Origin of the sequence: Plebeiibacterium marinum, from assembly GCF_026013615.1 — a bacterium.
GTDB classification, from domain to species: domain Bacteria; phylum Bacteroidota; class Bacteroidia; order Bacteroidales; family Marinilabiliaceae; genus Saccharicrinis; species Saccharicrinis marinus_A.
This window is the reverse complement of record NZ_JAPDPI010000077.1, coordinates 1-12,389: the sequence shown is the minus strand read 5'-3', so window position 1 is coordinate 12,389 and position 12,389 is coordinate 1. Positions and strand designations below refer to the sequence as shown.

10 protein-coding genes are annotated in these 12,389 nt (G+C 36.5%); all 10 read left to right on the top strand.

Translation table 11 applies throughout. The features are described 5' to 3' along the window. Positions 1 to 140 precede the first annotated feature (140 nt). The 10 genes from OM074_RS20425 to OM074_RS20380 all read left to right on the top strand — a co-directional run bounded on the left by OM074_RS20425 (position 141) and on the right by OM074_RS20380 (position 12,083). Positions 141 to 1,055, top strand: coding sequence for an endonuclease/exonuclease/phosphatase family protein (locus tag OM074_RS20425; RefSeq protein ID WP_301202529.1), 915 nt, complete (start codon positions 141 to 143; stop codon positions 1,053 to 1,055). A 254-nt stretch (positions 1,056 to 1,309) separates the two neighbouring features. After that, on the top strand, positions 1,310 to 3,589 hold the full coding sequence (locus tag OM074_RS20420) for a GH92 family glycosyl hydrolase (protein WP_301202528.1): 2,280 nt from the start codon (positions 1,310 to 1,312) through the stop codon (positions 3,587 to 3,589). A 47-nt stretch (positions 3,590 to 3,636) separates the two neighbouring features. Next, positions 3,637 to 4,626 (top strand): glycoside hydrolase family 43 protein, encoded by a 990-nt coding sequence (locus OM074_RS20415; RefSeq protein WP_301202527.1) that lies wholly within the window; start codon positions 3,637 to 3,639, stop codon positions 4,624 to 4,626. Positions 4,627 to 4,896: 270 nt separating this feature from the next. Beyond that, on the top strand, positions 4,897 to 7,398 hold the full coding sequence (locus tag OM074_RS20410; RefSeq protein ID WP_301202525.1) for a sugar-binding domain-containing protein: 2,502 nt from the start codon (positions 4,897 to 4,899) through the stop codon (positions 7,396 to 7,398). Positions 7,399 to 7,863: 465 nt separating this feature from the next. Beyond that, positions 7,864 to 8,346 (top strand): hypothetical protein, encoded by a 483-nt coding sequence (locus OM074_RS20405; protein WP_301202524.1) that lies wholly within the window; start codon positions 7,864 to 7,866, stop codon positions 8,344 to 8,346. 813 nt (positions 8,347 to 9,159) lie between these two features. Beyond that, the gene (locus OM074_RS20400) at positions 9,160 to 9,384 is read left to right on the top strand and encodes a hypothetical protein (RefSeq protein ID WP_301202523.1); all 225 of its coding nucleotides are present in this window, start codon (positions 9,160 to 9,162) and stop codon (positions 9,382 to 9,384) included. Between the two features lie 652 nt (positions 9,385 to 10,036). Beyond that, complete coding sequence (locus tag OM074_RS20395) at positions 10,037 to 10,357, top strand: nucleotidyltransferase domain-containing protein (protein WP_301202521.1); 321 nt, start codon at positions 10,037 to 10,039, stop codon at positions 10,355 to 10,357. Positions 10,358 to 10,502: 145 nt separating this feature from the next. Next, positions 10,503 to 11,216 carry an SH3 domain-containing protein gene (locus tag OM074_RS20390; protein WP_301202519.1) on the top strand — a complete coding sequence of 238 codons (714 nt, stop codon included), beginning with the start codon at positions 10,503 to 10,505 and terminating at the stop codon, positions 11,214 to 11,216. 76 nt (positions 11,217 to 11,292) lie between these two features. Beyond that, on the top strand, positions 11,293 to 11,784 hold the full coding sequence (locus OM074_RS20385) for a nucleotidyltransferase substrate binding protein (protein WP_301202517.1): 492 nt from the start codon (positions 11,293 to 11,295) through the stop codon (positions 11,782 to 11,784). Continuing rightward, positions 11,784 to 12,083, top strand: coding sequence for a nucleotidyltransferase domain-containing protein (locus OM074_RS20380; protein ID WP_301202515.1), 300 nt, complete (start codon positions 11,784 to 11,786; stop codon positions 12,081 to 12,083). Before OM074_RS20385 ends, OM074_RS20380 begins: the two co-directional genes overlap by 1 nt. The last annotated feature ends 306 nt before the right edge of the window (positions 12,084 to 12,389 follow it).

Below are 12,389 nucleotides of genomic sequence, written 5' to 3'. Positions count from 1 at the left end.
CATGTCAGCGGCGGCTTTCTTTGTTTACTTTCTTCAGCTGAAGGAAGAAAGTAAAAGCCCGTCGGCTTGAGACAAAAGTAATGTAAGTCTGAAGATTAATATTTTAGTCGGACACTAGTGATTGAATATAAATTTAACACATGAAACTAAGTTCTATTTTAATCCTTTTTGCAGTTCTGTTAGCAAGTTGTTCTGAACAAGCAGAAGAAATAACCGTAGGATCATTTAATATCCGTTATCATAATTCAGGTGATTCTATTCAAGGTAACGGATGGGAACAAAGGTGTCCGGTAGTTTGTAATTTAATCCGGTTTAACGATTTTGAGGTTTTGGGAGCTCAGGAAGTTTTGCATGATCAGTTGCTTGATATGTTACAAGGTTTACCTGGATATGACTATGTTGGAGTAGGCCGTGACGATGGCAAAACTAAAGGTGAATATGCTCCTATTTTCTTTCAAAAGGAGAAGTGCAAAGTATTGAAATCAGGTCATTTCTGGCTTTCGGAAATCACTGACAGACCAAATAAAGGTTGGGATGCGGCCTTACCGCGGATTTGTACTTGGGCCAGGTTTAAAGACAAGGTAACAGGTTTTGAGTTTTTCTGCTTTAATTTGCATATGGATCACATAGGAGTGGAGGCTCGTAAGAATAGTGCAAAATTAGTTTTAAACAAGATCACAGAAATGAGTCCCCATATTCCTGTTGTTCTGACAGGGGACTTTAATGTGGATCAAAACAGTCCGAACTACGCCATTTTGGAAGGCTCACACTTATTAAATGATTGCTATAAAGTTGCAAAAGTATGCTATGCATTAAATGGAACATTCAATGGTTTCCACATAAACACGAAAACAGAGAGTAGAATAGATCACGTTTTTGTTAGTCCCGATTTTAAAGTGGAGCGATATGGCATTTTAACAGATACCTATAGAACTCAAGTTGCTGAAAGTACGCCTCAGCAAAACGGTAATTTCCCAAAAGAAGTTTCTCTAACCAAATACGAATCCAGAACACCCTCCGACCATTTTCCTGTTAAAGTTGTTTTGAGTTATTAAGCTTTCAGTCTTTTAGGTTCTCCCTTTAGTTAGTCAGAGGTTGTGAGGAGGGAAGAAATTGGACTTTAATTGCATGAACTAATTACGCTTTTCTTATTTATCAGTCACCTATTGAGTCATTTTATGATAGTGTTTTTCATCAACTGTATACGTTACAATTAATAAACTTATTGGTTGTTTCTTATGAGTAAATCATGTCCTTAAGTTTTATTAGCTAAGGAAGTATGAAAAACAATTTATAAAATCATCATAAAATGCTAAAGAAACCGATACTATCTGTGCTTTTACTTTCTTTTGTAATAAGCCTGAAAACTGTAGCGCAGGATTTTACCCCATTTCAATATGTAAACACGTTAATGGGTACTGATTCTGAATTTATTTTGTCAACAGGAAACACTTACCCTGCTATTGCCTTGCCTTGGGGGATGAACTTCTGGACACCTCAAACCAGTAAAATGGGTGATGGATGGGTGTATAGTTATGATGCCCATAAAATCCGCGGGTTTAAACAAACCCATCAGCCCAGCCCCTGGATAAATGATTATGGACAGTTTTCTCTTTTTCCGTTAACCGGGGAGTTAAAAATTACAGGCGACGACCGTGAGAGTTGGTTTTCGCATAAGGCAGAAATAGCTAAACCAAACTATTATAAGGTATATCTGGCCGATTATGATGTGGTTACAGAAATTACACCAACAGAGCGTGCTGCCATGTTCCGTTTTACGTTCCCGGATAACGATAAGTCTTATGTATTGGTAGACGCCTTTGATAATGGTTCTTACATCAAAGTTATTCCGGAAGAGAATAAAATTATAGGTTATACCACAAAAAACAGCGGTGGGGTTCCTGATAATTTTAAGAACTACTTTGTGGTTGTTTTTGATAAAGAATTTGAAACGAGTGATGTATGGAGCAAAGACCACATTGTTGAAAATGTAAAAGAGCTGAAAGATCACCATGTAGGTGCTGCCATCCGTTTTAAAACGCAAAAGGGCGAGCAGGTTCATGCCAGGGTAGCATCTTCGTTTATCAGCTACGATCAGGCTGAATTAAACCTGAAGGAATTAAAGAATGATTCTTTTGAAGAACTGAAACAAAAAGGCGAAGATATCTGGAATAAAGAACTGTCGAGGATACAGGTTGAAGGGGGATCGGAACAGCAAATACGAACTTTTTACTCTTGTTTGTACCGTGTGCTGTTATTCCCACGTAAGTTTTATGAGTTCGACAAAAACGGAAAAGTAATGCATTACAGTCCGTATAATGGTGAGGTTTTACCAGGATATATGTTTACCGATAATGGTTTTTGGGATACTTTCCGTGCTGTATTTCCTTTCTTTAATTTGATGTACCCTTCTTTAAATGAAAAAATTCAGGAAGGATTGGCAAACACCTACAAAGAAAGTGGTTGGTTGCCCGAATGGGCTAGTCCCGGTCACCGTGGATGTATGATTGGTTCAAATTCGGCCACCATTATTGCCGATGCCTGGCTAAAAGGCCGCAGGGGATATGATATAGATGCATTGTGGGATGCGGTAATCAAAAATTCAAAAAGCGTAGGCCCCATTCATTCTGTAGGACGCTATGGTGCTGATTATTATAACAAACTGGGGTATGTGCCTTATAATGTGGGTATCAACGAAAATGTGGCCAGAACACTTGAATATGCGTTTGCCGACTATTGTATCTACAAATTGGGTAAAGCCTTAGGCAAACCGGAAAGCGAAATAGAAATTTTTGCACAGCGAAGTCAAAACTATAAAAATGTATTTGATAAGGAGAGTAGTTTGATGAGGGGTAAAAACGAGGATGGAACTTTCCAGTCTCCTTTCAGTCCTTTTAAATGGGGTGATGCCTTTACCGAAGGAAACAGCTGGCACTATACCTGGTCGGTATTTCATGATGTACAGGGTTTAATTGACCTTATGGGAGGAAACAAAAACTTTGTCAACATGCTCGATTCGGTATTTATTGTGCCGCCGGTATTTGATGATTCCTACTACGGGGGTGTAATACACGAAATCAGGGAAATGCAGGTGATGAACATGGGTAACTATGCACATGGAAACCAGCCTATACAGCATATGATTTACTTGTATAATTATGCAGGACAACCCTGGAAATCGCAGTACTGGGCGCGTCAGGTAATGAACAAATTATATACCCCTGAGGCAGACGGGTATTGTGGCGATGAAGACAACGGGCAAACCTCTGCATGGTATGTGTTTAGCTCCATGGGCTTTTACCCTGTAGCACCTGCTACGGATGAATATGTAATTGGCTCACCTCTTTTCGATAATATTTCAGTAAAGCTCGAAAATGGAAACACCATTAACATTAAAGCAGGTAAAAATACCAACGATAATTGCTATGTGGATGAAATACAGTTTAATGGTAAAAAGTGGGATCGTAATTATTTCAAGTATGATGAATTGATGAAAGGTGCTGAGATCAACTTTGAAATGAGCGACAAACCAAATACCAAAAGGGGAACTAAAAAGTCGTCTATCCCATATTCGTTCACTAATGAATAATAGCAAATAAGTGATAAAGTTTTTCAACAAGAAAACGGAAGAAATTGATGAATAAGAAAAGGGTAAAATATTATTGGGCAATAGCAATCATATTAACTACTGTAAATATCTCTGCCCAGAAAGTTAAAACTTCAGGAAATCCGGTATTTCCAGGGTGGTATGCCGACCCGGAAGGATTGGTATTCGATGATGAGTATTGGATATTTCCAACTTTCTCAGCTCCTTACGAAGATCAGATTTTTATGGATGCTTTTTCCTCAAAAGATCTTGTGAAATGGAAGAAGCACAAAAGGATTATTGATACCACAGAAGTTAAATGGGCGCAAAAGGCCATGTGGGCTCCTTCAGCCATAGAAAAGGAAGGAAAGTATTACTTGTTTTTTGCGGCCAACGATATTCAAAATAACCAGGAGCTAGGAGGTATTGGAATTGGAGTTTCAGATAAGCCGGGGGGGCCATATAAAGATTATCTGGGAAAACCCTTGCTGGATAAAATCCACAATGGAGCTCAGCCTATAGATCAGTTTGTGTTTAAGGATTCCGACGGGCAATACTATATGATTTATGGGGGGTGGGGACACTGTAATATCGTAAAGCTCAAAGATGATTTTACAGGTTTTGTTCCTTATGAGGATGGCTCTGTTTTTAAAGAAATAACCCCCGAAAATTATGTTGAAGGCCCCTTTATGTTTATCCGCAATGGTAAATATTATTTTATGTGGTCCGAAGGTGGTTGGGGAGGTCCTAACTACAAAGTTGCCTATGCCATTGCAGATTCACCATTTGGGCCCTTTAAACGAATTGGAGTCATCCTGGAACAGGATGCAGATGTGGCAACAGGTGCCGGGCACCATTCCTTAATCAAAGTACCGGGAGAAGATGAATGGTACATCATATACCACCGGAGACCTTTGGGAGAAATTGATGCCAACCATAGGGTTACCTGTATCGATAAACTGGTGTTTAATGAGGAAGGCCAGATAGATCCGGTTAAAATCACTTTTGAAGGTGTTAGCAAGAGAAGGATTAGGAAGTAGTGTTATTAATTCATTAGTTCGTTAAATTTTTATAATGTGCAGATTCTAAACATATTGAATAATTTATGGCAAAATTATTACCTTATTGATTTTAAGCGAATTGTAAATCAATCTAATGTCTATTATCTAAAATCTAACGGTCTATTGTTAATTGTAAACGAGTATTTAAATCTAATGAGATGAAACGAGCCATGAGAATAGGTTCTCATACACGAAGAAGATTATTTTTCTGGCGAGTTCCATGTGACCATAAAAATCAAATTATAAAACATGAAAATTGTATTAAATCTATTATTGTTATTCTTGCCGGGAGTGTTGTTTGCACAAGTTCCCTGGCAAATGAAGCAGGCTGCATTAATGACGGAGTTTGCTGCAGATGTTGATCCGGCCAATGTGTTGCCTGAGTACCCCAGGCCTCAATTGGCCAGGAGTGAGTGGCTTAACTTAAATGGTATCTGGCAATACCAGCCTGCATCTTCTATTAGCGACAACCTTCCGGATGGCGCCTTACAAAAGGAAGTATTGGTTCCTTTTGCTATTGAATCAGCTATTTCAGGAATTATGGAATACCACGAGTACTTATGGTATAAAAGATCATTTACAGTTCCTGAAGCGTGGAGCGGACAGCGTGTGAAATTGCATTTTGGAGCGGTGGATTACGTATGTAAAGTATTGATTAATGGTCAAACCGTCGGAACCCATCAGGGAGGCTATGATTCCTTTAGCTTCGATATCACGGATGCCATAACAGGATCAGGTGATCAGGAAGTGGCAGTATTGGTTTATGATCCTACAGATAGTAAAGGTTATCCTCGTGGAAAGCAGACACTATATCCGGGAGGGATTATGTATACTTCGGTAACCGGTATATGGCAAACGGTGTGGTTGGAGCCTGTTCCTGAAACTCATATCGATAATATTAAAATGGTTCCGGATATTGACCAGGCGGTATTGGATTTAACAGTAAATACCGGGGGAGATGCAACAGGTGTTACCTACACTGCTACAGTAAAAGATGGAGAAACCACCATTCAAACAACCAGTGGCAACGTAAACGAGCTGACAAATATCTCAGTTCCAAATCAAAAACTTTGGTCGCCGGACAGTCCGTTTTTGTACGATATCAATATCAAGATTAAAAAGGACGGAAACGTGATTGATGAGGTAGACAGTTATTTTGGGATGCGAAAAATGGCTATGGTTGAAGAAGATGGTATTCAGAAACTATACTTAAACAATGAGTTCCTGTTTCATTTAGGGCCTTTGGATCAAGGCTTTTGGCCTGATGGATTATATACTGCTCCAACGGATGAGGCACTTCGTTTTGATATAGAAAAAATAAAAGAGTATGGCTTTAATATGGTACGTAAGCATATTAAGGTTGAACCTCAAAGATGGTACTATTGGGCAGATAAACTGGGCGTTATGGTTTGGCAGGATATGCCTTCGATGAATTCTTATACCTCAAATCCTCAGCCCAATGAAGAGGTTGCTTATGAGCGCGAACTTAAAGAAATGGTTGAAGAGCATTGGAACAGCCCAAGTATTGTGATGTGGGTTGTGTTTAATGAGTACCAGGGACAGCATAGGGTGCCTGAGCTGGTTAATATGGTTATGGATATGGATCCAACCCGTATGGTGAACCAGGGTAGTGGAGGTCCGTTTGCAAATGTAGGCCACATTTTAGATTACCATAGCTATCCGCCACCAACCTGTCCCGAAACCTCAACCCAGGTAAGGGCTTGTGGCGAGTTTGGCGGTATTGGATATAATATTGATGGCCACCTTTGGGATCCTTCGCGCTTAATGCAGTATATCACTGTTGAAAACGAAGAAGAATACCTGTCGACCTATGAGGAGTATATGGATATGCTTACCATTTATAAAACCAATAACGGACTGAGTGCCGGGGTTTATACTGAGATTACCGATGTGGAAATTGAGTTAAATGGATTGATGACCTATGATCGTTTGGATAAGGCGGATATTAGCAGAATATATGCAGCCAACGACAAGGTAATCAACCATGATATCTATATTAAAGAGCTTGTGCCGTCTTCAGAAAAAGAAGCGCAGGTATGGAAATATATGACATCACAGCCGGCGGTAAACTGGTACGAAACGACCTATACAGATAGTCATTGGCAATCTGCTGCAGGAGGTTTTGGTACAGAGGGTACGCCGGGAGCTGTTGTCCGTACTACCTGGAACACTTCCGATATCTGGATGCGCAGGGAGTTTGAATTGGGCGATCTTAGCTCAGTAAATTTAGATGATCTGTACTTGTATATCCATCACGATGAAGCTTGCCAGGTATACATTAATGGTGTGTTAGCAGCTTCTGTTACCGGCTATACAAGTAAGTATGTTACTTTATCTGTTTCGGCAGAAGCGAAAGCGGCATTAATACAAAATGGCACTAATTTACTGGCTGTACACTGTAATCAAACTGTTGGGGGTCAGTATATAGATGTTGGCTTGTCGTTACGAAGCCTCGATCATCAGTATCCTGAAAATCCAACTGCCGTTAAGCAGAACCCTGTTCAGGAAGAATTGAGTTTATATCCGAATCCGGTGGGTGATACCATGTATATTTCACAGAACCTGTCGGCCAGCACTTCAATTTCAATTATGAACAGCAATGGTACAAAACTGAAAACGGTGAGTGGGGATATAAATCCCATTAACGTATCTCATCTTAATCCTGGTGTTTACCTTTTACAGGTGAATGATGGGGAGGATGTTCAGAATATCAAGTTTTTAAAAAATTAGTATGATCAGCTTGTTATTTTCGTTGAATATAATGTGATCCAGAGTTCAGCGAAATTAATTTTTCATTTATTCTATTTAAAGGGTGCCCGGTTTTTCCAGGTACCCTTTTTTAGTGTTTTTTTAAGACAATACTTTGTGGTTTTTTTATGGCAACTCTATTTTATGCTTTTTTAAAAGATGAGGTTGTGTTTTTATGATGTTGAATCAGAGGGTGGTGTGAAGTGGTGTTTTGTCTATTATCCAGAATCTAATGATCTGTTATTGGGAAATGGTTCAATCAAAATAGTTTATTATAAAACACAATAATTCTAAAACATATAACAGAATAGTTTGGTATTTATAATTAATTAACATTAATTTGTTATGATTTTAATAAAAAAGGACCATTCCTGACCTCCTTCACCGTGCAAAGTTTACGGAAGTCATTAATGGTCCCATTAATAACTTTACAAATATACAAATTTCATGAAGAATGAACATGCTTCGTGCGTTCCATCAGATGTGATGGAAGAAGTAAAACGTAAATTAAATGAGGTAAAAGATCTTTTAGGGCCTCATATGAGCACCTTAACCAAGGAGGAACGAAAAACTTTACCTAAAATGGGCGAAAAAACTATGGCCTTTGTTGTTAATGCCCATAAGTATAGTAAGCAACATCCTGAATTACTCCCTGCCTATGTTACCGAAAAGGACTTTGATGTTGATGTAACAGATGCCACCGGTTTATTGCCAATAAAGGATTTATTGCAACAAATGCAAGATGAAATATCGGATACAACACTTTTAGCCGGTAGCGAAGCCTATACTCAAGCATTGCTTTTTTATAAAAATGCAAAGTTTGCTGCAAGCAATAACGTGCCTGGTGCAAAAGGTGTTTATGACGATCTTAGTTCAAGGTTCCCTTCGGGTAAAAGAAAGCAAGACGTTAGTAAAGGGATTGAAGAGTAAATAAGAGAAGAAGTTTGAGTGATATATTGGAAGGAAGTTCGGTTAAAATAATAGCCGAACTTCTTTTTTTTATAAGGGAAAGAACTAAAAAATATAATCGTATTTCTATAAAAATGTATGATTTAGCAGTAAAATATCTCTGCATTTCAATAAAATAAACCGGTATTTGAATATTTTTTAAGGTAAGTTGCTTAAAAATATAGTCTTTACAATAATTATTACTCAAGCTGCCATAAATAAAAACAGGCGTACCTGTTAAATAAAACCGCATTTTTATAAAAAAGAATCGTACACGAGTAAAATAACGCCGTTTTCGCTAAAAAAAGAACCGCATTCCTATAAATTTTATACAAAATCGGTTCTTTTTTATAGGAATTCCGCTATAAATAATAGCAAGTTGTATAAAATTTATAGCAAATAGAATAGAAAATATTGAGTCAGCTTAAAAAGCGAAGCAAATCCTGTAAAAAGAATAAAAACGCCGTTCTTTTTAATAGGAGAGCGGAGCTATTTTATTGAAAATCGGAGATATTTTATAGGACAACGGAGTTATTTTATAGAAACGTGGAGTTTTTTTTTGATTAACCTGTGAATTTGTATTGTGCTATTTGATTAATTTTAGGAGTTGTTTGTTACAAAGGCGATTTAAAACATGAGTCACCTGAATTTAATAGCCAAAATATGAGCAAAATGGATACAGATTCGTTAAAACCGGATTTTTAAATGAATGACTCACCGGATAATATAATATAAACGGAGTACGTTTTGCTGAATGTTAGTACCAAGTGTCATCACATATATATAAATTTAAAAATGAAAACCCTGATTAGTATAATATTTCTTCTATGTTCCTTTATATGCAACGGACAAGTAAAAGTTTATTCATACAATAGCCGTATTACTGAATTGATTGAAAAGAATAATAATTCTACAATATCGAAAGCTGAAAAATTTGAGTTGCAGAAATATGGATATAATATTCAATTATTAAAAGAAAAAGAAGGAATTGTAACTAAATCAATTTATGATAAAGGATAAAAATACCAGGCACTTATTTGTTCAAAGGGCTTGGTTGGCTAGTGTGGGTTGTAGATTATCGCTACAGAAGGCTTGTATCGTGAGTTTTTCAACCTATTTTAAATTAATAACGCTTGAGGACACGTTCAGCAGCTAGAGTTATCACCTTTAAATAAGAAGTTAATAAGTTTTGGAGCTGTAAATCAAGGCGGGTAAGCCAGAGCAAGAGTCCGGGCCGGGGAGGGCGAAAGGCCTTCAAGGGCGCACTTGAGAGCCTGTTCCGAACTTGATTCGGAAAGGATGTGTGTAGGTCGGAATTGAAGGGTGTTGCGTGATGAAGGATTCTCTTGGTCTAGCGTTTTTTGTCCCGAAATAGGTTTTTGTTGGTTTTACTGACAAAACCTTACAAAACCATAATCGGGATTGGGTTTGGGACAACGTCCCAATATTCAAAAAATTCACAAAGTGATTTTTTTGAATAAGACTTTACCTCCGCAGTTGAAGAGTAATAAATCCCATTATTGAGGTTATTTTAATGCTCCCCAGTACCCCACGCTTGTATCGTATGGTTTTTAATAATAACGCTTGAGGACATGCGTGGTGGCAGGAGCTAAGTAAATACCAAAAAAGGTAAATAATAGTAGTACTTAGATAAAATAATTATCTTTAAAACATGGAAATAAACCGTGACATATTAAAAAAAATATCAGACTTCGCTAAGTTGAAATACCCAAATGCAGAAGTGTATTTATATGGCTCACAGGCAAGAGGTGAAGCAAGCAAAATGTCTGATTGGGATTTGCTTGTTTTGTTAAACAAAGCACAGATTTCATTCGAAGAAGAGACAAAAATAATGGATGATTTTTATGAACTAGAGCTGGAAACAGGAGAAGTAATATCGCCATTAATTTATACAAAGAATGACTGGGAATTAAAACACAGAATGACATCATTATATTCGAATATAGCAAAAGAAGGAAAAAAGATTAAATGACTTATTAATCAAGTAGAAGAATATATAAATACCAAACACTAATAGCCCTTGCTACAGAAGGCTTGTATCGTGAGGTTTTCAATCTTATTTTAAATTAATAACGCTTTAGGACATGCGTGGTGGCAGGGTTAATTAAAACATGACAATGAAAACATTAATAATACTAACAATTGGACTACTGATGCCGATCCTAAACTTCGGACAATCAGAATTAGCAATGACTAGTGCCACAGACGGATTTGTAAATGTTAGAGCTAATAAAAGTACTGATTCAAAAATTTTATTTAAAATTAAAGAGACAGAATTCTTTCTATGCGAGCCAACAGAAGATAATTGGTGGAAGATTGATAATTTTTACACAAAAACTGGATTTGTACATAAATCAAAGATTCAATTGATAAAAGATTTAAAGGAAAAACAACAACGTGCTTTGATAATCAATTCAATTAACCAACTGCGTGATTATAGGATAAAATATGATTCGCTTAGGCTCATCTTACCTAATGAAGAGATAAAGGAATTACTTAGCGAATTTGAAAATTTTGAGGAGACAAATTACACTCCTTTGTTGCCATTTCTCTCTGGATTATTTTGCAAAAACAAGGACATTGATTTACTGGATAACTATTTGAAAATTATGAATGATAATCAAAAGTCCGCAAACGAAATGCCTGCATGGTCGTTAGGTGATTGTTATTTATGTCAACCTGATTTGGTAATTAAACGGATTGATAATTATAGAGGTAAGGACCGGGAGTATTTGTGGAGTATGCTGACATTAGGATTTGAGAATGTTACTTGGAAAAAGGAAAGCGAGATTGAGGATTACGATGAATTAAAAAATAGGTTAAATAAATAAAGGCTATACCTCTACAGTTGAAGAGTAATAAATTCCTAACTTTAAGGAGTTTTTTAAAACAATATAAGATAGCAAAATGACAGGCAAAGAAGATATAAGATGGGAACAAAGGTTTTCCAACTACAATAAGGCTTTAAAAAAGTTATCAGAAGCTATAGAGTATATAAAGAAAGAACATAAAAAGAACGATTTAGAAACTGAGATTGAGGAAACAGAAGATACATTAGAAGAGATTATTAAGGAAGGATTGATTCAACGTTTTGAATATACATATGAGATGGCTTGGAATGTAATGAAAGATTATGCTCTTTACCAGGGAAACTCCGACATAGGCGGTTCCAGAGACGCTATTAGGTTTGCCTTTTCTACAAAACTTATCGAAAATGGAGACATGTGGATGGATATGATAAAAAGTAGAATTAAAACATCACATACCTACAATGAAGGAACAGCTAATGAGATATATTTAAAAATAATAAATGAATATCATTTTGCATTTCAAGCTTTTAAAGAAGTGATGGAAGGAAAAAGAGCTGGAGAACAGCAGAGTCTATTTGATAAGGAATAATGTACGGATTAAAGGAAACACATATAAATAAACTTAACTCAGTATTTGCTAACTATCCAGCTATTCGCAAAGCCATTCTTTATGGTTCAAGGGCAAAAGGCAATTACAGAGAGGGTTCTGATATTGATATAAGTTTAGTTGGTGATAAATTAAATTTAAATATGCTTCTGAGGATTGAGACTGAACTTGATGATTTGTTATTACCATATAATATAGACATATCAATATTTGATAAAATTGAGAATCAAGAATTAATAGAGCATATAAAAAGGGTAGGGATCATATTATATAAAGAATGAATAAAGTCAATGACCACCATAAATATATCGTATATGCAGTCTTTTAAAATCAGGCAGTATTCACTTGTTCAATGAGTAAAACCAGGCAATATCTTGTATAATTATTATAACCTTTAAAATTATAATAATGAAGATAAGATATTCGTGTTTACTGTTATGGATGGTAAGCTTTTTACCTTTTGCACAAATCGCCATCTCTCAAAACACTAATTAGTCAGACCTGAAAAAGTACTATTCTTTGAGAATTAATTGTTTTCAGAGAATAGTATTTTTCTAGATATAAAATTCTAAATAAGTCAAAAAGAA